Genomic DNA, 24378 nt, shown 5'->3' with positions numbered 1-24378 from the left:
AGGTTGTTCCAGGCGATGGCGTACTGCTCAAAGGATCCGAACGCGAACGGCGACATCGAGGTCAGCTGGTCGGCGCTCTTGGAGGGAGCGAGGATCAGCCAGATCATCGGAACCACGCTGAACACGGCGAACGCGATGAGCAGGAGCCACGTGATGATCCGCCCAGGCAGTCCACGGACGTTCACCGCCGGCGAGCGTCGCCTGGCCACGGGGTCGCCGCCGGCCTTGGGCGTGACGATGGTGCGGGTGATGGTCATATCGCGCTCCCCACCTGCACGGCGGCACGCCGTTCAGCTCGGTTCGGTCTCTTGGTCGCGGTTCGGCCTTCGTCGAAGAAGTCGGTGCGGAAGATGGCGACGAGCGCCGCGATGATGCACACGACCAGCAGCATGAGCGACAGCGCGGCGGATGCCCCGAGGTTCGCGGACTGGAAGGCGAAGGAGTAGCTCAGCTGGTTGAGCGACCAGTTGTCGGMGAGTCCGGGATAGACCGTGGAAGAGATCAGGTACGGCTCGACGAAGATCTGGAGTCCGGCCGCGAAGGTCAGGATCGCCATGTAGATGAGGTAGCGCCGGATGAGCGGCAGCTTGATCTGCACGCCGATCTGGAAGGCGTTCGCCCCGTCGATGCGCGCGGCCTCGAGGATCTCGTCCGGGATCGACTGCAGCGACCCGTACTGCACGATGATCCAGTTGCCCGCACCGGTGAAGAACGCCATCAGCACGAAGATCCAGACCAGGTTGCCGGTGTTCCAGATCTGGCTGCCCGAGGTGATCCCGAGCGCGGCAAGCAGGTCGGAGTAGGGGCTGTAGGTCGGCTCGAGCATGAAGTACCAGACGAGGATCGCGACGGCGCCGGAGATCGAGGCGGGCACGATGTACGCGGCGCGCAGCGAGACTGTCCACTTGGAGCGGATCGCGTCGAGCAGCAGCGACATCGCGGCGACGGCGAAGACCATGAGCGGAACGTAGATCACCAGGAACGTGGCGACGTTCGTCAGCGCCGGCAGGAACCGGAAGTCCTGGATCACGAGGAGGTAGTTCAGGAACCCGCCGGCCGGGTTGGCGAGCGATGGCTTGAGTGCGGTGAAGAACGCCATCACTACCGGGACGATGCCGAAGGCGATGAGCAGGACGAGATACGGGGCGAACATGAGGGCCCCCGCCAGGGCACCTCTCCGTTGTATGCGCGAACGCGCCATTGCGTTACCGAGCCTTTCTACGTTGCCCATGCAGGGCCGGCACCTTGCGGCGCCGGCCCTGCAGGGGCGGATGCGGTGACCAGCGTGTTACTGGACGACCTTGTAGCCGGCACCGGGTGCGAGCTGGATGAGCGACTCCTGGAACTTGCGCACGGCATCGGCGAGCGGCGTACCGGCGTTGATCTCCGTCTGCAGCACCGAGCCGATCTGGCCCTGGATGTCGTACCGGACCGCGTTCTCGCCCGGGTTGATCAGCGTGGCCTGCTGCACCATCGCGGGGATCGGGTCTTCGGCGTAGTACTCGTCACCGCTGACGCGGCCCGACCATGCCTTGAACGCCGGCTCCGAGCCCGGGAACGTGACCGAGTCGGTCATCATCGTGGGGTCGGTCGCGAGGAAGGTGACGGCCTCGGCCGCTGCCTCCGGGAACTTCGAGTGCGAGGACGCCATCCAGACGCCGCCGCCCCATTCGCCCGAGTATGCCTTGTCGTTGCCGTCCCACTTGGGCATCGGCGCCGCGGCGACGTGACCCGCGGGGATCGCCCACGAGCTCTCGGGACGGAGGACGAACTCACCGAACCAGGACGGACCGAAGGTCATCGCGACCTTGCCCTTCTGCGCCACGTCGGCGAGGAAGCCGGCGTCGAATGACGAGCGGATGTCGAGGACTCCCGCATCGACGAGCGGCTGCACCAGCTCGGACACCCGCGTGCACTCCTCCGCATCGGGATCGATGCGCACCGTGGTGCTGTCCTCCGTGGAAGTCATCGGGCAGCCACTCGGCCAGAGGTAGGAGGCGTAGTAGTTCGCGTCGCCGATGGCGCCGGCGACGTACCCGGTGCCCTTGAGCTTCATCGCCTCGGTGGCGAACTCCTCCATCGTCGTGGGCACGGTGAGTCCGAGCTCCTCGAACACGGGCTTGTCGTACCAGAGCACGGTCTGCGCCAGGTCGTTCTTCAGGCAGTAGTAGCTGCCGTCGATGAGGCACCAGTCGTTGGCGCCGTTGTAGTCGTCGAAGACGGACTTGTCGACGGTCTTGGAGAGGTTGGCCGCGTAGCCGTTGTTCGGCTCGGCGAGGATGGCCACATCGTTGGGCGCCCCGGCGAACACCACGTCGGGCCAGCCGCTTCCGGTCGTGTTGAACAGGGCGATCTTGGTGAGGAGCTCCGCGGTGTCGAACACCTCGACGGTGACATCGACGTCACCCTTCACCGATTCCTGGTAGGCCTTGCCGGCGGGCTCGCGGACGGAGTCCACCCAGACCAGGAGCTTGGGGGTTTCGCCGGCGGCGGGGGCGTCATCGCCGGCCGCGCATCCGGTCAGACCGATGGCCGCGATGAGCGCCATCGAGATTGCAAGTCGTTTCTTCATGTCGTTCCATTCATGCTGGGCTGTGGACGACGAAGGTCGAGCGCCTTCGTCGTTGAAGGGACTGTGGGGACGGATGCCTGGGACTACCGTTTCCTATATCCTATGGGCAATTGCCTCCTCGCTGACAGTGTCGGACCACGAAGCGGCGACCGCATCGATGTCCAGAAGCTCGCGCGGGGGGCCGTCCAGCTCCCACACGCTCTCCCATCCGACGCCGGGTGTGAGGGGCGCGTGGACGAGGCCATCCGGCCCGACTTCGCGCGGCCGGGTCACCGGGTTCGAGACGATGAGCGCCTCGTAGTACGTGTTGTTCTTGATGGCCATGCACAGGTGCTGCGCGACGACGCCGCCGCCGTGCACCTCGGCACGCAGCAGGTGCGCGTCGGCGAGGTGGGCGATGCGCATCGCGCCGGTCACGCCACCGCGCAGGGCGGCGCTCGTGCGGACGGCCGAGGCGCACCCGCTCGCGATGAAGTCCGCGGCGGTCATGTGCGCGCCTTCGGCCACCTCGCAGACGAGGAGGGGAATGCCGACCCGCTCCCCGAGCGCCTTGTAGGCGCCGATGTTGAACTCCTTCATCGGCTCCTCGTACCAGAGGTAGTCCGCGTCGGTCAGTGCGCGGCCGAGGTACGTCGCATCGAGCAGGTCGAATCCCGCCGAACCGTCGTACATCAGCGGAATATCAGGGCCGACGTGCTCACGGAGCGCCTCCGAGAGGCGTGCGTCGCGGCGAGCGTCACCCCAGGCATGCAGCTTGATCGCGGGGAATCCCAGCTCGAGGCACTGGTCCGCGACATCCAGGTACTCCTCGATGGAGCCGAAGGTGACGGTGGACGCGTAGGCGGGGATGGCGGAGCGGAAGGAGCCGAGCAGCTGGAACAGCGGGAGGTGCGCGGCCTTCGCGCCGATGTCCCAGATCGCCACATCGACGACACCCATGACGTGCACAGGGAAGCGCTCGATGCGGTCCAGCTCCCAGAGCCGGTGCCAGAGGTACTCGCGGGCCAGCGGGTCCTGTCCGATGAGCTCGGCGCGGAGCCGGCGGTCGACCAGGTCTTCGAGGATCACCCCGCGGTTGCTGAAGCTCAACCCGACGATCCCATCGTCGGTGCGCAATACGAGCCATGCGCCTTCGACTGCCGGATCCGAACCGGGCAGCCCGTCCCGCCACAAGAACGGCGGGTCCTGCGCCGGGACGCGAACTCTGACAACTTCGACCGAGGTGATCTGCACGATCCTATAGTATAGGATTCGAGCGAAATAGGAAGTAATTCTTCCGAAGCCGGATGCCTCGCCGTTTCAGAGCCGCCGAATACTATGGGAAATACGGCATCGCTTTTGGGGGCGATCTATCCGGGGGTCAATCGGCCGCTCCCGCGAGAGTGAATCGAGATGATGATGGCGAGCACCGCATCCGCCGCGGAGAGCGGGTCGAGACGTCCTGCGCGGTCTGTCCTCTCCGACGGAACCTACGATTCGATTCGAGCCATGCTGCTCGATCACACGATTCCGCCCGGGCAGCGCATCAACATCGACTCCATCGCACGCGAACTCGACGTCTCCCAGACTCCGGTGCGCGAGGCACTCGCCCGGCTGGAGTCTGACGCTCTGGTCGTCAAGCAGCCACTGCGCGGCTACAGCGCCACCGAGCTGCTGACGGCCGACGAGGTCGACGACCTCTTCCGGTTCCGCGAGCTCTTGGAACCCTGGATGTCGGCGCGCGCCGCGGAGCAGCGGACCGACGACGACTCCACCGCGCTGATGGCCGAGATCGAGCGTGGACGAGACTCCCTCGACCTCGACCTCGACCAGACGTACGGCGGGCTCTCCCGGCACGACGAGCGGTTCCACCACATGATCGCGCAGATGGCGCGGAGCCCGTTCGTCAGCGATGCGTACACCCGCGCCCACTTCCAGCTGCATGTCTATCGCGTGACCCAGGTGGGTCTCGCCTACCTCCGCGCGGCGGAGGGGTCTGATATTGGCGATACCGAACTCCGCGTGGCGATGGAGCGGGAGCGCGGCCTGATCACGATCGCCGAGCACGCCCGTGTCGCGGAGGCGATCATCGCGGGCCAGAAGAACGCGGCGGCGGCCCACATGCTCGACCACGTCCAGTCCGCACGGAAGCGGATCCCCCTTCTCCCTTAGCCGCGCGCGACTGACGCCGCGATCGGGCAGACTAGCCGAGAGCGGGAGAGGAGGATCGGATGCAGGCCATCGGCCACCTGCTCCCCTTCGCGGTGGCGCTCGCGCTCAGCGCGGTGCCGATCCTCGCGACGCTGTTCATCCTGCTCTCGCCGAACCGGTCGCGCTCGGCCATGCCCTTCCTGATCGGCTGGGTCGCGGGGATCTTCGTCGTGGCGGCGCTCTGCACGCTCGTCGCCCAGGCGGTGCCCGCCGCGCGCTCGCCCCGGCGGCCCGACACCGTCATCGGCGCCCTCGAGATCATCATCGGCGCGGCGCTGATCGTCCTGGCGATCTTCTCGTTCCGGCGCGCACGCAAGCGGGCGGCCACCCCGATTCCGAACTGGCTGAAGTCGAGCGGGTCGCTCGGTCCGTGGTCATCCCTCGGTCTCGCGCTCGTCTTGAACATCCGCCCCAAGGCCCTGCTCATCGCCGTTGCTGCCGGCCTGACGGTGCGGGCCGACGCGGACACACTGACCGATGCGCTCATCGCCCTCGCGATCTACACCGTGATCGCGGCATCCACCGTCGCCGTGCCGATCATCGCAACGATCGCGGCCCCCGAGCGCACCGAGCCCAAGCTGGTGTCCGGGCGCGACTGGCTGATCCGCAACGGGGAGGCGATCACGAGCATCATCGGGGTAGTGATCGGCGTCGTCATCGTCGGGATGGGCCTCGGAAGGCTCTGAAGGAGGAGCAATGAACACCGACCTGGACCTCAGCTTCGACCGCGTCATCCGCGCCCCGCGCGCCGACGTGTGGGCCGCATGGACCGACCCGAAGAGCCTCGCAAAGTGGTGGCTGCCCGCGCCCCTGGTGTGCCGGGTCGAGCACCTCGTGGTCACGGGGGGTGGCGCGTTCGTCACCTCGATGAGCGAGGACGGCGTCGCCTTCGTCCCGCACATGGACGCCTGCTTCCTCGCTGCGGAATGGGGCGAGCGCATCGTCTTCACGAATGCGATCGACAGCACGTGGCGACCGGCCACGCCCGCGCCGGTCGCGATGACGGCGGAGATCCGGATGCTGGATCACCCCGACGGCACCGATTACCGGGTGGTCGTGCGGCACCCCGACGAGGCGTCGCGCGACCGCCACGAAACGCTCGGCTTCTTCGAGGGGTGGGGTGCCGTCACCGGCCAGCTCGCCGCGCTCGTCGAGCGCTGAGGGCTGCCGCGGTCAGCTCACGTGGATGATCGGGCGCCGTTTGGCGTCGCGCTCCGCCTCGCGGAGCACCTCACGGGTGACGGGCGCGACCTCGCCTGAGCCGAAGAGCAGGAACTTCAGCATGTTGGAGACCGGGTTGCCTTCGGTCCATTCGAAGTAGGCGCTGGGCATCACGCCGGTGCGGTCGCGGATTTCGAGCAGGACCGCCGCGAGGGTGTTCGGGACGTTGGCGCTGCGCACCGTGAGCACGCGGTACCCATGCTTCTCGACGCCTTCGACGACGAGGTCCTCTTCGAATTCCGACGAGTCGGTCGGATGCACCTCGAGGAAGATGATCTTCGCCTTGCGGGGGATGTGCGAGTAACGGCGTTCGTCGGCGTCCTTCTCGCGGTACTCCGCCAGGCTTCCGTCGTCGGGCTCGTTCGCGACGATCCGGATCTCACCACGCTCGGCATCCTCGTCGACGAATCGCAGTGCGGTCGCGTCGAGAGTGACGGTCGTCGCGCGGATCTGGAACGACCGCTGAACGCGCGACACCGCTGAGATCGTCATGATTCCGACGATGAACAGGGCTGCGATGCGAATCCCGTCAGGCCGCTCGATCACGTTGAGCACCGTCGTATAGAGGAAGACGAGGGTGATGACAGCGAAGCCGACAGTGAGTGCCCGCTCCTTCTTGCGGCGCGCCGACAGAGCGACCGCAACCGACGCCGACGTGATCAGGACGAGCACGCCCGTCGCGTAGGCGCCGCCCTGCGCATCGACATCCGCGTCGAACACGATAGTGATGAGGAAGGCGATCGCGGTGAAGACGAGCACCAGCGGACGCACCGCACGCGCCCAGTGCGGAGCCATGCCGTAGCGGGGAAGGTACCGCGGCACCAGGTTCAGCAGTCCCGCCATCGCGGAGGCTCCGGCGAACCAGAGGATGCAGATCGTGCTGATGTCGTAGACCGTCCCGAACACTTCCCCGAGATATTCGTGAGCGAGGTACGCAAGAGCTCGTCCATTGGCGCTGCCCCCCGGCTGGAACTCCTCCTGCGGGATGAGGAAGGTGGTGACGATGCTGGAAGTGATCAGGAACGAGCTCATGATGAGCGCCGCCGTCGTCAGCAGCCGATTGGCGCCTCGGATCCGTCCCGCGGGGTTCGCCGGGGTGTCGGTGTCGCTCCCCTTGATCTGCGGCATCACCGCGACACCGGTCTCGAAGCCGGACAGGCCCAGGGCGAGCTTCGGGAACACGATCAGCGAGATCCCGATCATCATCCACGGGCTGCCGTACTGCGTGTTCAGCGCTCCCCACCAGTCGGCGGCCACGATCGGATGCTCCCCCACGTGCACGAGCGCCACCACGATCACCACGAGGTTGAGCGCGAGGAACACCCCGACCAGCACCACGGCGATGCCGATCGCCTCCTTGAATCCCTTCAGGAAGACGGCTCCGAGCAGTGCGACCAGGAACAGGGTGAGGGGCACCTGGGCGCCATCGAACCATTCCGGAGCGAACGGGTTCTCGACCGCGTGGGCGGTCGCGTCCGCAGCCGACAGCGTGATGGTGATCATGAAGTCCGTCGCCGCGAACCCCAGCAGGACGAGGACGAAGACCTTGCCCGCCCACCACGGCAGCAGGTGCTCCAGCATCGCGATCGACCCCGACCCGTTGAAGCTCTCGCGGGCCACGCGGCGATACACCGGCAGCGCCCCGAACAGGGTCAGCAGAATGAGCACGATCGTCGCGAACGGCGAAAGCAGCCCTGCCGCGAGGGCGGCGATCGCCGGCTGATACCCGAGCGTCGAGAAGTAGTCGACACCGGTCAGGCACATCACCTGCCACCACGAATGCGTTCGGCCCGTCTCGCGCGCATGCGGGCCCTCATGGGTTCCCTTGGCGTCGACGAGCCCATCCAGCAGCCAGCGCTTGGCGCGCTGGCCCCTCGTGGTGGTCAGATCCGGCGGCAGTGCCTCGAGTGAAGATACGGACATCGTGGCCCCGTTCCGGTGCCTGAGCGCGACATGGAATGCCGAGCGGCAGACACGATTATGGCACTCCGCGGGGGCGCGCTCAGACCTGTCGCTCAGCCGACCCGGGCGACGCGACGCACGACCACGACGTCGACCGTCGCGAGGACGAGCGCGGCGACGCACAGCACGCCGAGCATGGGCGCCATGATGTCCACTGCAGTCCCGAGGCCGAGGGCGGTCGCGAGCGCGCCCGCTCCGATCGCGGTGAGCGCTTGGAGGAGGTACGCGAAGAGGTAGAGCAGCGACAGCGTCGCCCCACGGTGGTGAGCCGGCGCGAAGCGGTTGATCAAGCCGAGCCCCCCGGTGAACGCGAAGGAGTAGGCGACGCCGCCCACGAGGCACCACACCAGGAAGAGTGCGATCGACCCGGTCGCGGCGACGGCGGCCATGATCGTGAGCCCCACGAGCGAGAGCCCCGCCCCCACCCAGACCGCCACGTGGGCGGGCACCCGTGAGAGCAGGAGCGCGGTGACGCCGATCGCGAGCGATGACACGCCCAGGAGCCCGCCGATGACGATCATGTCGGTGGTGTGCGCGAACTGGCGCACCATCAGCGCGCCGAGCGAGAGGAAGATCGCTCCGACGCAGTAGGCGATCGACACGGAGATGGTGGCGATGACGAACACTCGACGGATGCCGGCGGGAACCCGAAGAGGCTGGGGGCGCCACGGGGCGGCGTCACTCGGCCGGTCGTCCGGTGTCGCCCAGAGTGCGGCGAGCACGACGAGGCCGAGGCCGAGCAGCACGAGATAGCTCCAGACCAGCGGCAGCGGGGTGAGCTGGGCCAGAATCCCCGAGACGATGAGTGCGAGCGTGAGGCCCGTCGAGGTCGAGGCCGTCGCGAGTGAACTGGCGACCCTCGGGTTGCTCGAGATGTTGTGCTCGACGAGCGCTGCGCTGGCCGCGCTCAGCGCGAGTCCGGTGCCGGCGCCCTGCAGGACACGGCCGATGAAGAGGAAGCCCACGTCGCTCGCGGAGGCGAACACGATGGCGGATGCCGCGATCAGGGCCACCCCGAACATCATGGCGCGGCGCCGGCCGACGACATCCGAAATCCCGCCGAAGAGCACGAGCGTGACGATCAGCGCGAGTGGGTAAGTGCCGAAGACCGCCGTTGTGACCGTGGGAGTGAGCGCCMAGCGCTGCGCGTACAGCGGGTAGAGGACGCTCGGCGCGCCGCTCGACCACAGGCACAGCGCCAGCACGGCGGCGGCCGACCAGAACGTGCCCCGCGACGCGAGAAGCGCCCGGCGCCCCGGACGCGAGCGAAGGGTGGGCGGCTCGCTCAGGCGTTTCATGTCGCCAGCATACGCATCTAACTTGGACTTTCCAATTCAGATCGAATCGACGTACCCTGGGGCCATGAGTCCGCGCCACACCACCCCCGAGCCCCGCTGCCAGGTCGTGCGCACGCTCGACATCGTGGGCGAGAAGTGGGCGCTGCTGATCGTGCGCGACGCCCTGCGCGGCCGCACGCGCTTCTCAGAATTCCGCGAGTCGCTCGGCGCGCCCACCGACATCCTGACGGCACGCCTCGCCTCCCTCGTCGAGTCGGGGATCCTGGAGAAGCGCGCCTACCGCGAGGCCGGCAGCCGTGAGYGGTCCAGCTATCACCTGACCGAAGCAGGTCGCGGCCTGCAGGTGGTGATCGCGGCCATCCTCGAATGGAACGACCGGTTCGACGCCGCCCCCACCGGGCCCGGCTCGAGGATCGTCGATGCGAGCGACGGTGCCGCTCTCGATCTGGCGTTCCGCGGGGCGGACGGTCGCATCGTCGAGCCGGATGAGGTCGCGATCGTGCCAGGCCAGGGGGACACCTGGGCGGCACCGGCCAAGGCGTAGCCGGCCGGGGTGGCCTCTTCTGTCGTTTGGCTCAGCTGCGCGCCGGAACGCCGATCGAGGCAAGCAGCGCGTCAGCGATCCCCTCGAACCTGCCCGGCTCGCCGGACGGGCGGGAGACCAGCATGGCTCCTTCGAGCCCGGCGACCAGCGCCTCGGCCGTCGCCCGGGACGACACCGGAGCCGGCAGTCGCCCTGCGGCCACTCCCTCGTCGATGATGCGCTCGAGCCAGGCGTAGCTGTGCTCGAAGAACGCCGACACGTGATCCTGAACCGTAGGCGAGAGCGTCTCGAAGTCGGACGCGAGCATGCCGCAGAGGCACATCCGCCCACTGGCGAGCACCGCCGCGTAGAGGTGGGCATAGGCGCGCAGGCGGTCGCCGACATCGGGCTTCGTCCGCTCGATCTCGTCGAGAGCCGCGAAGAAGCGCTCGGAGTAGCGCACGACCAGGGCGGTCGTCAGATCCGCTTTCGCTGGGAAGTGGTAGTGCAGCGAGGCGTTGGTGATGCCTACCCGGGCCGACACGTGCCCGTAGCTCATGGCGTTGAGGCCGCGCGTCTGCACGAGCTCCTCGGCCACGTCGAGGATCCTGGTCGCCGTGTCGACGGTCGCTGTCGTTGCCACGTCTCCACGATAGTCGCGACGCTGCCCTTGCGCCTACCTGCAGATAGGTAGACAATCTCTCTGTCTACTAGTAGGTAGACAGTTGATTCAAGGAGGAATCATGCAGACAGTGGAGCACGAGAGCTTCGGCTCGCCATCGGAGGTCAGGGAGTTCCCGCACGGACACGCCGACATCCTGAACGTCGGCGACTCCGTCATCGGGCGCCTGGTCCTCGAGCCTGGGTGGCGCTGGTCGAACGACGTCAAGCCGATCGCCGGCACCGACCTGTGCGAGGCTGCGCACTTCCAGTACCACGTGCAGGGCCGACTGGGGATCCGGATGGCGGACGGCACCGAGTTCATCGCCGGGCCGGGCGATGTCACGAGCCTGCCGCAGGGTCACGACGCCTGGGTGGTCGGCGACGAGAACGTCGTCCTGGTCGACTGGTTCGGCGCCACCGACTGGGCCAAGGAAGGAGCGGACGACGCCGCCGTGCACGCCTGAGCGCGGGGACAGTCCCGCGTGACGTACGTCCCAGGCTGAGGTCAGCGAGGGCGGACGGTCCGTTCGATACGGGCCTGCCAGCCGGGCAGGAGCCAACGGCGGGCGGGATCGTGATGGGCCGGCTCGCGGTGGGCAAAGCCAGCCGTGGGCAGAACTTCCCGCACATCGATGGCACCCTGCGGGCGAGCGTTCGGGGCCGTGCCGTGGGGTGGGATGCCGGGGATACGGTGCGTGAGATCATGCAGCGAACGCACCGTGGATTCGAGGATGCTCATGCGTTACGTCCTTCCAGAACGCGGTCGGGGACGACGATGAGCCGCGATCCACGGAGGTCGGTGCGCTGCCAGGCGGAGGCGATCTCGCTGAGGGGCACGACGGTGATGTCGAACCGCAGTTCGCCGCTGCGGGTCCACTCCACGACCTGCGCGTACGCGTCCGCCATCCCGGTGGCCAGTCCTTTCGCCGCGCCGTAGATCTCGAGGCCCGAGGTGCGCAGGCTCTCGGCATCCAGCTGCATGCTCGTGCCCGCGGCGGCGCCGACCTGCACCAGGCGGACCGGCGGGCGGAACCCGAATGTGTCGGGGACGAGGGCGCGAGCGAGCAGCTCGGTGGGGCGGCCCCACAGGTAGTCGACAACGACATCGAGCCCGGCATCCGCGATCTCACGGTAGGCGACGATGAGCTCTTCGTCGCTCGCCGTCGTGTTGAGGACGACGTCGGCGCCCAGTTCACGGAGACTCTCGAGCGCGGCATCGTCTCGGCCGGTCGCGATGATGCGCCCGGCGCCAAGCAGCCGCGCGACCTGCACGGCGAGGCGACCCGCGACGCCGGTCGCGCCCTGGATCAGCACCGACTCGCCGGGCTGGAGGCCGGCGGCGGTGCGCATGCTCATTCCGCTGATCGCGGAGGCCATGGTGGCGGCGATCTCGGGCGCGATCCCCTCCGGCATGGGCACGGCGTAGGCCTCGGGGACGACCGCCCACTCCGCGAGCGTGCCGTAGGGCGGCTCGATGCCGCCGAAGCCGACAAGCGTGCCGTCGGCGCGTCTGCCGATGCCATCGAAGCAGGGGATGGCAGGAAGCGCGGCCTGGAACGCGGCCGCCGTGTAGTGCGAGCCGTCGACGACCGCCTTGTCGACGTTCTCGACCGACACCGCCTCGACCGCGATGAGGATCTGGCCCTGGCCCACGGCGGGATCCGGGAAGTCCGCATACGCTGGGATCCCGCCCCGCGCGGAAACGACTGCCGCTTTCATCCTGCACCTCTTCTCGAACAGTGTTAGAGAAGGGCACTCTAACACCGTTCGAGAGATCCTGCCACGGAGGTCCCATGCCCCTGGAACGCCAGGATGTCGTCGATGCCGCCATGGCGATCTCCGACGCCGACGGCCTCGATAAGGTCACCGTGCGAGCCATCGCGGCGCGACTCGGAGTGCAGGCGCCCACGCTGTACTGGCACGTGCGCAACAAGGCCGAGGTGCTCGATGCTCTGGCGGACGCCATCGTCATCGAAGCGCTCGCCGGGCTCGAGGGCATCCCCACGGATGGCGCCTGGCAGGCCTGGCTCGAGCAGGCCGCGACCGTGCTCCGCCGTGCACTGCTCTCGCATCGGGACGGGGCGCGCATCGTCTCCAGCGCGGTCGGCTCGCTGGGTCGAGCGGACTTCTTCGAGAGCGCGCTGACGCGACTCGTCGGCGAGCGGATTCCCCTCCAGCGAGCGCGGCTCCTCGTGCTGACCGTCGAGCGGTTCACGCTCGGGTACGTCCTCGAGGAGCAGACGATCCCAGACGGCCGGCGCACCCCCGACATGGAGGAGCTGAAGCGCCGCCTCCCGCTGTCGATCGAGGCGATCGTCGAGTACTACGGCGAAGGCCGGACCGCCGACGATCTCTTCGCCGACGGCATCCGACTCATCATCGGCTGACAGGTTCCGGATGCCGCGGCCGACACCCGTGGCGCCGTGGAGGGTCGCCGCGCCGTGAGCAGTGGCGTGCTGGTCGCTCCTACACGGGCAGCGAGTCGCCGGGGAAGCCGCGCGTCGGATGCGTGTCGTAGACGAAGATCCCGGCCCGCACGCCGGGGTCGCCGTTCATCACCTCGCGGGTCTCGTCCCCAGTGAGGTCGAAGATCCCGACGCCGCACGTGTCGGTGCCGTCGCGCACCGGGCACACGATCGCGAGGTGCCCCTCGGCGCGCAGGGCGAAGTTGCGACGCCCGTGCTCCCACACGATCGGTGACTCCGCGTCGTACTGTGGGCCTCGGCGCAGCACCACCAGGGTGTATGGCTTGGTCGTCGGCAGCATGCTGCGCATGTACTCGTCCGTGATCTCGACCATGAAATCCTCCCTCTCGCCGCGGACACCAAGACAGTAGCGCMGGCCTTCAGCCGCGGGAAGCCCGCTGTGCCGGTGAGGCCGAGGCCGACGCCCTCGTTGAAGTAATCGGGTTTCCTGAACTTCTTCTCATCCCCCGACGTGTCTCCTCCAGGAGGCTCATAACTTTCGGGGTCATCGTGAGGTCAGGACTTCGGCCGAGGGGAGGAGGACGGATGCTGGAACTTCACCTCCCGCGCACTCCCACCACCACGCGATCCCGCATGCGGAAAGCAGATCCGGCGCTGACCCTGGGGGCCATCGGAGTGGTCGTCGGCTTCACCGGATCGTGGATCCCCTCCTACTGGGGCGACGAGGCGGCCAGCGTCATGTCGGCGTCCCGTCCGCTCGACGGCCTGGTGACCGAACTGTCCAAGGTCGATGCGGTGCACGGCGTCTACTACGCCCTGCTGCACGTGTGGGTGTCGCTGTTCGGCACCTCCGAGCTCGCGACGCGACTGCCGAGCGCGATCGCCGTCGGGCTGATGGTCGCAGGCACAGTGGTGCTCGCGCGCCAGTTCGCGGGGCGGCGGCTCGCGATCCTCGCCGGCGTCGTCTGCATCGTGCTCCCCCGCTCGACCTATCTGGCGACGGAGGCCCGCTCGTACGCCTTCGCCGCCGCGGCGGCGGTGTGGCTGACGGTGCTGCTCGTGCGTGCGCTCCGAGAAGGCAGCGGCTCGCGGTGGTGGTGGGCCTACACCGCGGCGATCGCCGCAGGCATCTACCTGTTCCTCTACCTCGGGCTGCTGCTGATCGTGCACGGCGGGTACGTCGCACTGCTGCACCGGCGTTCGAGGGTGCACGTTCGGGGCTGGGCGCTCGCGGCCGCCCGGGCGCTTGCACTCGCCGTCCCGATCGTGCTGGTCGCCTACCTCCAGCGCAAACAGATCCGCTTCCTCGAGCACCGCGACTACGCGACCGTCGCCCACGTCCTCACCAGTCAGTGGTTCGGCGCAGCACCCACGGCGATTCTGGCCTGGGCGCTCATCCTGGTCGCGGCACTGTGGTTCGCCGCGACGGCGATCCGGCGCCGCACGCACGCGGGCGCCCGCGGAGCGCTCACGATCCTCGCGCTCCTCTGGCTCGTGGTCCCGACCGGGCTGGTGCTGATCGGCAACGCGTTCGTCGCGCCGCTCTACAACGTGCGGTATCTCTCGTTCAGCACGCCCGCGGCTGCGATCCTCATCGCACTCGGGATCTCGGCGGTGATGGCCCTCTTCACTCCGGTGCGCCAGACGCTGGTCGGCGGCCTGCTGGTCGTGCTGCTGATCGCGCTCTGCCTGCCGATCTACGTCGGCCAGCGCACGCCGTGGGCCAAGGACGGCGGCAGCGACCTGCGGGGCGCGGCGGCGTTCGTGCACGACCATGCGGCCCCCGCCGACGTGGTGCTCTTCGACCAGTCCACCAAACCCTCCCGCGATCCTCGGCTGGCGCTGAATCTGTACCCGTCCGACTTCGCCGGCCTTGATGATGTCGCCCTCAAGACGCCGTATGTGGAGCGCCGCGGACTGTGGGATGCCGTCTACCCGAACCGGGACATCGGCGCCCGGCTCGGCTCCACCGATGTGTGGGCGATCGAGCTGCCCGCGACATCCGCCGTTCCCGACGATGTCGCGTTCCTGATCGCGCGAGGGTACGAGGTGGAGTCGGTCGACAGCATCCACCGCACAGTCGTCTATCACCTCATCGACGACTGACACCGGATGCCGCGGCACAGCGTCGACGGTGATCTGGGGTCGGCGCGTGATCTAAGGTCGGGTCCATGGACGCCCTTCCGCCGTGGCTGACGACGCTGATCGCCGTCGCCGCGCTCGCGGGCATCGCCACTACGGCACTCGTGATCATGYGGGTGCCGAGTCCATGGTCCGGGGTGTGGGCAGTCGCGCGGGCGGCACTGCAGCTCACGGCGTTGAGCCTCGTGCTGACCGGGATCATCCAGGATCCGCTGTGGGTGGCGCTCGGGCTGGTCGTCATGCTCGTCGCCGCCATCTGGACTGCGGCACGACGGGCGGGGATGCCGCTGCGGGGCGTGTACCCGCTCGCCCTCTCGATGCTCCTCGGTCCGCTCGTGGTCATGACTGTCGCGTTCGCCAGCGGGGCTATCGAGCTCTCGCCCCGCTACGCACTCGCGATCGGCGGGATCATCATCGGCAACACGATGACCGTCGCCATCCTCACCCAGCGGATCCACCGCGCTGCCGTGCACGATCACTGGGACGAGGTCGAAGGCTGGCTCGCGCTCGGCGCGACGCCATGGGAGTCCACGCGCGACCTGGCCCGCGGTGCGATCCGCACCTCGCTGCTGCCCTCGATCGACCAGACCCGCACGACCGGGATCGTCGTGCTGCCCGGTGCGTTCGTCGGCGCGATCTTCGCGGGCGCGTCGCCCTTCGAAGCCGGCAGGTTCCAGCTCGTGGTCCTCGCCGGGATCCTGGCGGCCGGTGCACTCACAGCGACGACGCTGCTGCGGATGACGGGCGCGGCCGTGACGCGACCCGAGGGCGCTGAGCCTGCCGCGCGGAAGCCCTGACACAGCCACGGAAGTTCCGCGGTCGTTGAGCGAGCAGCTTGTACTCCGGGTCGTTGAGCGAGCGACTCGCAACCCGGGTCGTTGAGTGAGCAGCTCGCACTCCCCGTCGTTGAGCGAGCGAAGCGAGACGAAACGCGGCGGTGAGACTTACTGATGGCGCCATCAGTGGCGGAGGACGGCGTCCTGGAGTCGGGTTTTCGAGCTGGTGACGGGGCGCCATCGGAGGGTGGCGTCGCACCAGCTGGGGGCGCGTACTTCGGGGACGCCGTGGTTCATTCGGATCTTCCAGCCGTGCCAGTCGATGAAGCGGTGGTGGAACCAGCAGAGCAGCACCCCGTTATCGGTGTGGGTGGGGCCGCCGTTGACGTGCTCGAGAACGTGGTGGATTTCGCACCATCCGGCGGGGATGCCGCAGCCGGGGATGATGCACCCGCCGTCGCGGAGGGCGATCGCGCGGCGCTGGTGCCGGTTGAACACGCGCTCCTCGATGCCGATCCGTACGATGCGGCCGTCGTCGCGGGAGGTGATCCGCTGGATGCTGCCGGCGCAGCCGACATGCAGCGCCGCCGCCATGCCGAGGGGCAGGTCGCAGCCTTGGGCGTGCGCGTAGCCCTCCCCGCGTTGGGCGTCTTCTTCACGGACGGACACGACCAGGGTCGGGGCGGCGCCGCCGATCGTGGGCAGCAGCCCACTGGACGCCGCCACCGACAGGGCGCTCGCGAGCGCATCGTGCTGCTGCTGCGCCCGCGTCCGGAAGTCACGCGGGATCACCGCGTCATCGGGCTCGCCGTCGCCGGGGGAGTCTTCGGTGAACCGGACGCCGTGATAGGCCGGGTTGGTGTGCGCGTCGAAGATCATCTGCAGCTGCGCGGCCACCTCGGGCATGAGATTCCCCCGGCACGGCACGCCCCCGTCGGTCGGGGACCCGAGCGTGAACGAGCGCTTGCGCTCGGTCATCCGCTCCCGCGGTTCGGCGCCATCCTGATCCAGCGCGATCGACCASGCCTGCGCCTGCACCCGCAGGAGGTCGGCRCCCATCGGCGGCGCGSCRTCCGGGCCCTCGCCGCGCACTTCGGCGGCCAGTGCCGCGTCGGCGGCGAGCAGCTCCTCCCGCGGAATCCGCGACCCGGCGGAGAGCAGCGGGCCGGCGACCGCGACCACCCCATCGACCCCGACAAGCCCGTCGCACAGCGCCGCGCGCATCGCCGGAAGCGCCGGCTCCAGCAGCTCACCGGTGGTGAGCGACACCTCACCCCGCACGGCCCCCGAGGCGCGGCGCAGCCGCGAGACGGTCGACCGGGAGGCGAGGGTGGCGCGCTCCACCAACTCGCTGACGTCATGGCAGCCGAAACGCGTCGTCATCCGATCGTCCCGATCACCCGACGACGACCGCGTCTCGACCTCGCCGACCGCCTCGATCAGCACCGCATCGAGCCGCCGGCCGATACGCGCCGTCGTCGACAGCAGCTCGACGATCCCGGGTTCGTTGGCGATCCTCAGAGCCCCATCGGTGAGAGCCTCGGATACGACCTCAGCGATCATCGCGTCGAGTGCGTCGAGGCGGTCGATGAGGTCTTTCATACCCCAATTCTGCTGAGGGCCACCGACATTCCGACCCCGAAATCAGCCTGATCAGAAGAAGTTTTCAAACAACTTTTCGAGGCTCGGCGGCGAGCCTGTCGCACGCGGTCGACGCGAGGTATCGACGCCGGACGCCGCTACCAAGACCCGTTCAGCGGCCTCGCCCAGCCAGCCCCGACACGCCCTCCGCAAGGCGCAGATCATCGATCTGGTGACCGTCTCGACCGCCTGGTGGATCGGGCACCATTCAGCCCAGATCCGAATGACTTCCGGCCCGCAGCAGCGGGATGCCGTGCCGCGTCGGCAATCAGGCCATGCACCGCCCAGAGACACCGACCAGCCGCGGGTATGGGCCCGACGGGGGAACAGAAAAAGGAGGCCGCATCGGCCTCCGCACTTCCAGAATATCGCCGGGAGGGGGCCTTGCCGCAAGGCCCCCCTGTTGACGCATACTGAACGGCCGCGTACCTCGCCCGCCCCGAGGTAAGCGCGCCGCAGAACGGAGGCCGCACACCCGATGACCCCCTTGACCACCAGCGCATTCGACCTTCCCGACCGGCTCTCCGCCAAGGCCGATCCCGCGCTGATCGCCGGCGACGAACAGCGTTTCGCGGCGATCGCGGAGACCCTCGAGCGGTCGATCGCCGACCTGTCCGCTCGACTCGACGCGGTGCGCAAGGCGCCGACGGGAGGCGGCCAGGCCGCGCTGGACCGTGACCTCGAGGTCCACCGGCTCAGCGCACGCCTGAGCACCCTCCGCCGGTTCGGTCTCGACCTGTGCCTCGGGCACATGGTCCCAGAAGGCGGCGCGGAGCCCATCTACATCGGACGACTCGGTCTCACCGATGCCACCGGCATCCGACTGCTCGTGGACTGGCGATCCCCCGCCGCCGAGCCGTTCTTCGGCGCCACCCATGCCAACCCGATGGGGCTCGTGAGCCGCCGCCGCTACCGCTGGTCGCGCGGCCGGATCAGCGATTACTGGGACGAGGCATTCACTCCGGAGGGACTCGAACGGCGCGCGGCGCTCGACGACGACGATGCGTTCATCGCGAGCCTCGGCGCCGACCGGACAAGTCGCATGCGCGATGTGCTCTCGACGATCCAGGCCGACCAGGACGCCATCATCCGCGCCGGATCGCACGGCGCCCTGGTCGTGGACGGCGGCCCGGGCACCGGCAAGACCGTGGTGGCGCTGCACCGCACCGCCTACCTGCTCTACTCCGACCCGCGCATCGGCCGCGGCGGCGGCGGAGTGCTGTTCGTCGGTCCGCACCAGGCGTACCTGGCGTACGTCGACGACATCCTCCCGAGTCTTGGCGAAGACAGCGTGCAGATCTGCACGCTGCGCGACCTGATCGCCGAGGGGGCGGAAGCGGATGCCGAGACCGATCCGGAAATCGCGCGTCTGAAGTCGTCCGCGACCCTGGTGAACGCGATCGAGGCCGCGGTCCGGCTCTACGAGCGACCGCCCACACAGGAGCTGATGGTCGAGACACCGTGGACCGATGTGTGGCTCACCGAAGCGGATTGGGCGGAGGCGTTCGACTCCGCGGAGCCCGGAGCGCCGCACAATGAGGCGCGGGATCAGGTGTGGGAGACGCTGCTCGAGATCCTCGTCGACCGGCGCCCCGCGGGCATGCCCACGGCGATGTTCCGTCGCGAGCTCGGGCAGAACGAGGAGCTCCTGCGCACCTTCGGCCGCGCATGGCCGATCCTCGATCCGAACGCGCTCGTCGCGCAGCTGTGGACGTCGCCGGCATTCCTGCAGCGATGCGCGCCCGGGCTGAACGCAGACGAGGTCGCGGTGCTCCAGCGCAGTGATGGCCACACCTGGACCGTCTCCGACCTGCCGTTCCTGGATGCCGCGATCCGCCGGATCGGCGACCCCCAGGCATCCCGGCGCCGCCGGCAGCGCGAGGCGACCCTCGCCGCGGAACGCGAGGAGATGAGCAGGGTCGTCGACCATCTCATCGCCGGCGACGACTCCGAGATGTCGGTCATGTCGATGCTCCGAGGGCAGGACTTCCAGAACACCCTCGACGACGGCACCACCGCCCTTCCGGGCGGCGACCCCGACCTGCTCGCCGGTCCGTTCGCGCACATCGTCGTCGACGAGGCGCAGGAGCTGACGGATGCCGAGTGGCAGATGCTGCTCGCCCGCTGCCCGTCCAGAAGCTTCACGATCGTCGGTGACCGCGCGCAGGCCAGACACGGCTTCACCGAGTCCTGGGAGGAGCGGCTCGGCAGGGCGGGGTTCACCCGCACGAGCATCGCTGCGCTGAACATCAACTACCGCACCCCGGCGGAGGTCATGGCCGAGGCCGAACCGGTGATCCGCGCGGCCCTGCCGGATGCGAATGTGCCGACGTCGATCCGCAGCAGCGGCGTCCCGGTCCGGCATGGTTCGCTCGCCGAACTCGATGCGATCCTCGCGGCCTGGGCTGCCGAGCACGCCGAGGGCGTCGCCTGCGTCATCGGGCATCCCGCGTTCACACCGACGTCGCGGGTGCGCTCGCTGACCCCGGAGTCGTCGAAGGGGCTCGAGTTCGATCTGGTCGTGCTCGTCGAGCCGGACGCCTTCGGGACCGGCATCGAGGGCGCGGTCGACCGCTATGTCGCGATGACCCGGGCGACCCAGCAGCTCGTCATCCTGACGGCCGGGTGACCGGGCCCGCCGGTCCCTGAGCTTGTCGAAGGGACGGCAGGATGGAGCGCATGGTTCCCGCCGCACTGCCTCTGACCGAGATGCCGTCCCCGCAATTCGTCATGTCGGCGGAGGGGCACCGCATCGCCACGTATTCCTGGGGATCGGATGCCGCACCCACCGTCCTGTGCGTGCATGGTTTCGCGTCCAGCACTCTGGACAACTGGGTGAAGACGGGGTGGGTGCGCGACCTCCTCCGCGCCGGCTTCCGCGTGCTCGGCGTGGACCAGCGCGGACACGGTGCGAGCGACAAGCCGCACGATCCGCGCGACTACTCGATGCGCGCGCTCGTCGGCGACCTGCTGGAGGTGCTCGACACCTATCTGCTGGACACGGTGCTCTACAGCGGCTACTCCATGGGCGGGCGCGTGGGGTGGCAGCTGCTGGTGGACGCGCCGGACCGAGTGATCCGCGGGGTGCTCGGCGGCATCCCCGACGGGCGGCCGCTCGCCCGGATGCGGCTCGACGAGGCGCGCGCGTACGTGGAGGACGGCATCCCCATCGACGACGCGGTCACCCAGAACTATGTGACCCTCGCCGAGCGCGTGCCGGGCAACGACCTGCGCGTGCTGATCGCGCTGACCGAGGGCATGCGCCTCGGCGACGCGGATCCGGACCCTGCCCGTCCGCCGCAGCAGCCTGTGCTGTTCGCGACCGGCAGCGACGACGGCATCCTCGAGGCCTCGAAGCGCCTCGCCTCCGCGGCGCCCCACGGCGAGTTCCTCGAGATCCCTGGCCGGCACCACTTCAACGCACCGGGCTCGCGCGCGTTCCGCGAGGCCGCCATCGCCTTCCTCTCGTCGCCCGGTCCCTGAGCTTGTCGAAGGGTGCCACAACGCGAAAGGGCAGGTCCCCGCGAACGGGAACCTGCCCTTTCGGCAGTCGGCGCTACAGGCTCAGGCCGTGCCCGAACCGGAACAGCGGGTCGACGGTGTCGAACGGCACGTCCGGACGGTTCGCCGCGACCGCGGACATCGAACGCGGCAGGTCGAACGGCAGCCGCCCCTTCGGCTCGGCCGCACCGGTGAGCACGTCCAGCAGCGCTGCGGCACTGGCGCCCCAGTTCAGCGTGACCCCGGCGGCGGCGTCGACGATCGGCTCAAGGATCGCCGGGCGATCAGCGAGGACGTCGACGATCGTGGGCACTGCCGCGGCGATCTCGCGCACGTGGTCGATGACCTCGTGCGAGTAGTCGAGCGAGCCCGCGTGGAAGAAGTTCTCGAACATCGTGTCGCGCTGCTCGAACGGCGCCGCCAGGCGCAGGATCGCGGCATCCGCGTCGATCGGCGAGTCGACGACGGTGCCGTAGCGCCCCGCGACCTCGGGGTCGATGCCCTCCACGTAGAGCCGCAGCCCCGGGGAGAGCGGAAGCGCGGGCGCGGCATCGCTGTCGGCCCACCCGGAGCGCAGCGGGCGGTTCGTGACCACCGTGATCGACGCACGCTGGGCGGCCTCACCGGCCGCCCGGAAGTCCGCCCGGCCGACGATCTCATCGGCGGCGTCCTCGTCGACGAACGGGTCGTCGAAGAGGCCCAGCTCGAACTTCTCGCGGAGGATGCGCGCCGCCGAGACGTTCAGGCGCTCTTCGCTGACCTCGCCGGTGGCGACGAGGTCGAGCAGCAGCTCGGGGCAGGCTTCGCCGCCGAACTGATCGACGCCCGCCTCGAGGACCTTCACCATGCGCTCGCGCGGGGTCAGGTGCTCGACGCCCCAGGCACGCGCCGGGAACGGCTGGCCGAAGATCTCCGCGTCGTTGATGAGGCCCCAGTCGGTGCAGACGAGTCCGTCGAACCCGAAGCGCTCGCGCAGCAAGCCCGTGATGACTGACTTGTTGAAGCCGAAGCCGACCTCTTCGTACTCGGTGCCGACCGGCATGCCGTAGTACGGCATGACCTGACGCGTGCCGGCCTCGAACGCCGCCTCGAAGGGCTTCAGGTGCAGCTCGAACTGGCCGCCGGGGTAGACCTGCTCGCGCCCATACGGGAAGTGCGGGTCTTCGCCGTCACGCTGCGGGCCGCCGCCGGGGAAGTGCTTGGTCATCGTCGAGACCGAACCGGGTCCGAACGACGATCCCTGGAAGCCGCGGATGTACGCGGCGCCGAGGCGCCCGGAAAGCTCGGCGTCCTCACCGAAGGTCGCCACGGCGCGCGCCCACCGGGGCTCGGTGGCGAGGTCGACCTGCGGGTGGAGGGCGACGCGCAGTCCGACCGCGATGTACTCCTGGCGGGCGATGTCGGCGAACCGCTCGACGAGCTCCTCGTCGCCGATCGCCGCGAGGCCCATGGTCTCGGGCCACTGCGAGAACGGCCCCGCCATCATCGCGGTGCCCGGGTTGTCGCTGAAGGAGTGGCGCGGGTCGGTCGAGACCGTCACCGGAATGCCGAGTCGCGTCGACGCTGCGAGCTCCTGCAGGGCGTTGTGCCAGGCCGCGATGTCGCGACCGCGGGGCGCGGCGCCGAGCAGGTTGAAGTGCGTCATCTTGCGGCCGTCGACGTACTCACGGGCCGACGGCGTCGCGAACGCGGGGTTCGCCTCGTCGAGGTCGCCGATGGTGATCATCGTGTGGAAGAACAGCCCTGCCTTCTCTTCGAGGGTCATCGCCTCGAGCAGAAGGGCGACGCGCTCCTCCACGGGAGCATCTGCGTCGAGCCAAGGGCGGGTTGCGACGGATGCCGCGGCATCCGTCGTCATGATGTCGGTCATTTCTCTCCTGCGCATTGCCGGGCGTGTCTCTGCCATCGGCGTCGGGGCAGTCTACCCAGCCCGTCTTTGCGCTTTCCTGAGTGGCGCTCGGTTTTAGCGCGGTACGCCGCGGACCGCGCGGCCAGGGTAGGCCTCGGTGTCCAGCCGACCGTCGCGGATGACGAACGACCCTCCGACGATCAGGTGGCGGACGCCGCTGGACGGGCGGACCGGGTCGGCGACCGAGGCGTTGTCGGTGATCGCAGAGGGATCGAGCACGACGAGATCGGCATCCGATCCGGGGGCGAGGTGTCCCTTCGACCGCATCGCCGGCGCGACGTCATCGAGCACGCGGGCGGGAAGATACGAGCAGCGCCGGAAGGCTTCGACCCAGTCCCAGTCCCCGTGTTCGCGCACCATGAGGCGCAGGCTTCGCGCGAAGGTCCCCGCGGTGCGCGGATGGGTGGACGCACCGGGCGGCAGCGGCCACTCCCTGGAATCGGCGCGGCCGTCGGGCCACTCCACCGGCATCGCGTCGCTCGCGACGATCGAGTCGGGGTACGCGAGCGCCTGATGCAGACGCTCGCGATCGGCCGGATCGCGCTCATCGAGGAACTCGACGAAGCAGGTGGCTCCGGGATCAAGGCTGCGCAGCTCATCGAGGCGCCGCGCGTCGGCGATCCGCTCTCCGGTGCCGAGCATGATGATGCTCGAGGGTCTGAGTCCGGCCGCGGGCAGGCGGTCGGGAGCGAGGAAGAAGGCGCCGACGCTCGTGCTGCCCATGCCGTAGGGGTAGGCCTCCACGGTGACGTGGGATCCGGCGGCCTGGGCATCCGTCAGCATCGCCAGCACGCGATCGATGTGCCGCTTCGACGTGCTGTTCACGTGGCAGTGGTGCATCGCCGCGCCGGTCTCGGCCGCGGCGATCACGACCTCGCTGGACCCGTCGACGGGGGTCGATGGGTCGATCTCGACGAGCTCCCGCACGTGGGTGTAGGTCGGCGCGCCGGCACGCGCGGCCAGGGCCGCGACGGCGAGGTACTCGGCCGGGTCGGAGCGAGGCGCGTACCCCATCAGCACGCCGATGCCGAGGGCACCGGCTGCGAGGTCGCGCTCGAGCAGCCCGAGCCAGCCGGCCAGCTCGACCGGCGATGAGCTGCGCTGCCAGTCCAGGTCGCCGAGGAGGGCCATCGAGTCCCGGAACCTCGCCTCCGGGACGACACCCGCGAGCACCGCACCGCGCGCGGCCGTCCAGGATGCCGAGAACCCGTAGTTGAGCACACGCCCGTCTGCCGCGGCGTCGGCATAGGCCCGCTCGATGGGCATGAGCCCGGCCTCGAGATCGAGGTTGGTCGTCACTCCATCGAACGCCTGCAGCCGCTGGCCCGCGATCGAGTGGACGTGGCTGTGCAGGTCGACGAAGCCCGGTCCGACGACCATCCCGCTGACATCGATCACCGTCGCGTCCGATGCGAGCACCGGCAGGGTCGCGACCTCCGCGACGCGGCCGTCGCGGATCACCACGTCGGCCACCGCCGCGCTTCGAGATCCGGGATCGATGACCGTGCCGCCGCGGAGGATCGTCGTGCTCATGGGCCCCATTCTCCCCTGACC

General features: G+C 69.1%; 22 protein-coding genes and 1 pseudogene. 10 read left to right on the top strand and 13 right to left on the bottom strand.

What is annotated here, in order from left to right; all coding sequences use genetic code 11:
* The 4 genes and pseudogenes from AC1DVT_RS06595 to AC1DVT_RS06580 form a co-directional block, all read right to left on the bottom strand.
* Positions 1 to 257: pseudogene (locus AC1DVT_RS06595) on the bottom strand (hypothetical protein); the annotation flags it as partial.
* A complete protein-coding gene (locus AC1DVT_RS06590) occupies positions 254 to 1153 on the bottom strand; it encodes a carbohydrate ABC transporter permease (protein WP_477387551.1) in 900 nt (299 codons plus the stop codon). The gene AC1DVT_RS06590 and the pseudogene AC1DVT_RS06595, both read right to left, overlap by 4 nt.
* A 135-nt stretch (positions 1154 to 1288) precedes the next feature.
* Positions 1289 to 2572 (bottom strand): ABC transporter substrate-binding protein, encoded by a 1284-nt coding sequence (locus tag AC1DVT_RS06585; protein WP_457100345.1) that lies wholly within the window; start codon positions 2570 to 2572, stop codon positions 1289 to 1291.
* 93 nt (positions 2573 to 2665) lie between these two features.
* Positions 2666 to 3805: an enolase C-terminal domain-like protein gene (locus AC1DVT_RS06580; RefSeq protein WP_477387549.1), complete on the bottom strand. Its 1140-nt coding sequence runs from the start codon at positions 3803 to 3805 to the stop codon at positions 2666 to 2668.
* A gap of 159 nt (positions 3806 to 3964) precedes the next feature.
* Between AC1DVT_RS06580 and AC1DVT_RS06575 the strand changes: the two genes are divergently transcribed.
* From AC1DVT_RS06575 to AC1DVT_RS06565, 3 genes are read left to right on the top strand one after another with little or no spacing between them, the layout of a single operon-like run.
* Positions 3965 to 4723, top strand: a complete 759-nt coding sequence (locus tag AC1DVT_RS06575) for a GntR family transcriptional regulator (protein ID WP_477387547.1) — start codon at positions 3965 to 3967, stop codon at positions 4721 to 4723.
* Positions 4724 to 4782: 59 nt separating this feature from the next.
* Positions 4783 to 5448: a GAP family protein gene (locus AC1DVT_RS06570; RefSeq protein ID WP_457100342.1), complete on the top strand. Its 666-nt coding sequence runs from the start codon at positions 4783 to 4785 to the stop codon at positions 5446 to 5448.
* Positions 5449 to 5458: 10 nt separating this feature from the next.
* Positions 5459 to 5923, top strand: a complete 465-nt coding sequence (locus AC1DVT_RS06565) for an SRPBCC domain-containing protein (RefSeq protein WP_477387545.1) — start codon at positions 5459 to 5461, stop codon at positions 5921 to 5923.
* A 12-nt stretch (positions 5924 to 5935) separates the two neighbouring features.
* Here the strand turns inward: AC1DVT_RS06565 and AC1DVT_RS06560 are convergent, their stop codons facing one another.
* Together AC1DVT_RS06560 and AC1DVT_RS06555 are read right to left on the bottom strand one after the other, a co-directional pair.
* Positions 5936 to 7906 (bottom strand): APC family permease, encoded by a 1971-nt coding sequence (locus tag AC1DVT_RS06560; RefSeq protein ID WP_477387543.1) that lies wholly within the window; start codon positions 7904 to 7906, stop codon positions 5936 to 5938.
* A gap of 92 nt (positions 7907 to 7998) precedes the next feature.
* On the bottom strand, positions 7999 to 9243 hold the full coding sequence (locus tag AC1DVT_RS06555) for an MFS transporter (protein ID WP_477387541.1): 1245 nt from the start codon (positions 9241 to 9243) through the stop codon (positions 7999 to 8001).
* Positions 9244 to 9307: 64 nt separating this feature from the next.
* Here AC1DVT_RS06555 and AC1DVT_RS06550 point away from each other — a divergent pair, with 64 nt between their 5' ends.
* On the top strand, positions 9308 to 9787 hold the full coding sequence (locus tag AC1DVT_RS06550; RefSeq protein ID WP_477387539.1) for a winged helix-turn-helix transcriptional regulator: 480 nt from the start codon (positions 9308 to 9310) through the stop codon (positions 9785 to 9787).
* A 31-nt stretch (positions 9788 to 9818) separates the two neighbouring features.
* Here the strand turns inward: AC1DVT_RS06550 and AC1DVT_RS06545 are convergent, their stop codons facing one another.
* Entirely contained in the window at positions 9819 to 10409 is a 591-nt protein-coding gene (locus AC1DVT_RS06545; protein WP_477387537.1) for a TetR/AcrR family transcriptional regulator, read from the bottom strand.
* 100 nt (positions 10410 to 10509) lie between these two features.
* Here AC1DVT_RS06545 and AC1DVT_RS06540 point away from each other — a divergent pair, with 100 nt between their 5' ends.
* Positions 10510 to 10893: a cupin domain-containing protein gene (locus AC1DVT_RS06540; protein WP_477387535.1), complete on the top strand. Its 384-nt coding sequence runs from the start codon at positions 10510 to 10512 to the stop codon at positions 10891 to 10893.
* 41 nt (positions 10894 to 10934) lie between these two features.
* On the opposite strand, the gene AC1DVT_RS06535 is transcribed toward AC1DVT_RS06540, so the two are convergent.
* Positions 10935 to 11168, bottom strand: coding sequence for a hypothetical protein (locus AC1DVT_RS06535; RefSeq protein WP_477387533.1), 234 nt, complete (start codon positions 11166 to 11168; stop codon positions 10935 to 10937).
* Complete coding sequence (locus AC1DVT_RS06530; protein WP_477387531.1) at positions 11165 to 12082, bottom strand: zinc-binding dehydrogenase; 918 nt, start codon at positions 12080 to 12082, stop codon at positions 11165 to 11167. Before AC1DVT_RS06530 ends, AC1DVT_RS06535 begins: the two co-directional genes overlap by 4 nt.
* Positions 12083 to 12222: 140 nt before the next feature.
* On the opposite strand from AC1DVT_RS06530, the gene AC1DVT_RS06525 reads away from it, so the two are divergent.
* Positions 12223 to 12816, top strand: a complete 594-nt coding sequence (locus tag AC1DVT_RS06525) for a TetR/AcrR family transcriptional regulator C-terminal domain-containing protein (protein WP_477387529.1) — start codon at positions 12223 to 12225, stop codon at positions 12814 to 12816.
* Positions 12817 to 12895: 79 nt separating this feature from the next.
* Here AC1DVT_RS06525 and AC1DVT_RS06520 read toward each other — a convergent pair whose 3' ends face one another.
* A complete protein-coding gene (locus AC1DVT_RS06520) occupies positions 12896 to 13228 on the bottom strand; it encodes a hypothetical protein (protein ID WP_477387527.1) in 333 nt (110 codons plus the stop codon).
* Positions 13229 to 13440: 212 nt separating this feature from the next.
* On the opposite strand from AC1DVT_RS06520, the gene AC1DVT_RS06515 reads away from it, so the two are divergent.
* On the top strand, positions 13441 to 14961 hold the full coding sequence (locus tag AC1DVT_RS06515) for a glycosyltransferase family 39 protein (protein WP_477387525.1): 1521 nt from the start codon (positions 13441 to 13443) through the stop codon (positions 14959 to 14961).
* Between the two features lie 65 nt (positions 14962 to 15026).
* Positions 15027 to 15794 carry an ABC transporter permease gene (locus AC1DVT_RS06510; protein WP_477387523.1) on the top strand — a complete coding sequence of 256 codons (768 nt, stop codon included), beginning with the start codon at positions 15027 to 15029 and terminating at the stop codon, positions 15792 to 15794.
* A gap of 162 nt (positions 15795 to 15956) precedes the next feature.
* Here AC1DVT_RS06510 and AC1DVT_RS06505 read toward each other — a convergent pair whose 3' ends face one another.
* On the bottom strand, positions 15957 to 17375 hold the full coding sequence (locus AC1DVT_RS06505; RefSeq protein ID WP_477387521.1) for an HNH endonuclease signature motif containing protein: 1419 nt from the start codon (positions 17373 to 17375) through the stop codon (positions 15957 to 15959).
* 517 nt (positions 17376 to 17892) lie between these two features.
* Between AC1DVT_RS06505 and helR the strand changes: the two genes are divergently transcribed.
* Complete coding sequence (gene helR, locus AC1DVT_RS06500; protein ID WP_477387520.1) at positions 17893 to 20043, top strand: RNA polymerase recycling motor ATPase HelR; 2151 nt, start codon at positions 17893 to 17895, stop codon at positions 20041 to 20043.
* A gap of 50 nt (positions 20044 to 20093) precedes the next feature.
* Positions 20094 to 20897: an alpha/beta fold hydrolase gene (locus AC1DVT_RS06495; RefSeq protein WP_477387518.1), complete on the top strand. Its 804-nt coding sequence runs from the start codon at positions 20094 to 20096 to the stop codon at positions 20895 to 20897.
* Positions 20898 to 20970: 73 nt separating this feature from the next.
* On the opposite strand, the gene AC1DVT_RS06490 is transcribed toward AC1DVT_RS06495, so the two are convergent.
* Both AC1DVT_RS06490 and AC1DVT_RS06485 read right to left on the bottom strand, forming a co-directional pair.
* Positions 20971 to 22785 (bottom strand): glycoside hydrolase family 3 protein, encoded by a 1815-nt coding sequence (locus tag AC1DVT_RS06490; protein ID WP_477387516.1) that lies wholly within the window; start codon positions 22783 to 22785, stop codon positions 20971 to 20973.
* A 93-nt stretch (positions 22786 to 22878) separates the two neighbouring features.
* Positions 22879 to 24357, bottom strand: a complete 1479-nt coding sequence (locus tag AC1DVT_RS06485; protein ID WP_477387514.1) for an amidohydrolase family protein — start codon at positions 24355 to 24357, stop codon at positions 22879 to 22881.
* Positions 24358 to 24378: the final 21 nt, after the last annotated feature.

It is taken from the genome of Microbacterium sp. P2_F9 (genome assembly GCF_056403635.1).
This window is presented reverse-complemented; position numbering and strand designations above follow the sequence as displayed.

Bases quoted from the DNA above. Each gene is read 5' to 3' on its own strand.
- helR (WP_477387520.1), top strand. From the start codon at position 17,893: ATGACCCCCTTGACCACCAGCGCATTCGACCTTCCCGACCGGCTCTCC.
- AC1DVT_RS06540 (WP_477387535.1), top strand. From the start codon at position 10,510: ATGCAGACAGTGGAGCACGAGAGCTTCGGCTCGCCATCGGAGGTCAGG.
- AC1DVT_RS06575 (WP_477387547.1), top strand. From the start codon at position 3,965: ATGATGATGGCGAGCACCGCATCCGCCGCGGAGAGCGGGTCGAGACGT.
- AC1DVT_RS06525 (WP_477387529.1), top strand. From the start codon at position 12,223: ATGCCCCTGGAACGCCAGGATGTCGTCGATGCCGCCATGGCGATCTCC.
- AC1DVT_RS06560 (WP_477387543.1), bottom strand. From the start codon at position 7,906: ATGTCCGTATCTTCACTCGAGGCACTGCCGCCGGATCTGACCACCACG.
- AC1DVT_RS06520 (WP_477387527.1), bottom strand. From the start codon at position 13,228: ATGGTCGAGATCACGGACGAGTACATGCGCAGCATGCTGCCGACGACC.
- AC1DVT_RS06495 (WP_477387518.1), top strand. From the start codon at position 20,094: ATGGTTCCCGCCGCACTGCCTCTGACCGAGATGCCGTCCCCGCAATTC.
- AC1DVT_RS06535 (WP_477387533.1), bottom strand. From the start codon at position 11,168: ATGAGCATCCTCGAATCCACGGTGCGTTCGCTGCATGATCTCACGCAC.
- AC1DVT_RS06585 (WP_457100345.1), bottom strand. From the start codon at position 2,572: ATGAAGAAACGACTTGCAATCTCGATGGCGCTCATCGCGGCCATCGGT.
- AC1DVT_RS06515 (WP_477387525.1), top strand. From the start codon at position 13,441: ATGCTGGAACTTCACCTCCCGCGCACTCCCACCACCACGCGATCCCGC.
- AC1DVT_RS06570 (WP_457100342.1), top strand. From the start codon at position 4,783: ATGCAGGCCATCGGCCACCTGCTCCCCTTCGCGGTGGCGCTCGCGCTC.
- AC1DVT_RS06490 (WP_477387516.1), bottom strand. From the start codon at position 22,785: ATGACCGACATCATGACGACGGATGCCGCGGCATCCGTCGCAACCCGC.
- AC1DVT_RS06565 (WP_477387545.1), top strand. From the start codon at position 5,459: ATGAACACCGACCTGGACCTCAGCTTCGACCGCGTCATCCGCGCCCCG.
- AC1DVT_RS06485 (WP_477387514.1), bottom strand. From the start codon at position 24,357: ATGAGCACGACGATCCTCCGCGGCGGCACGGTCATCGATCCCGGATCT.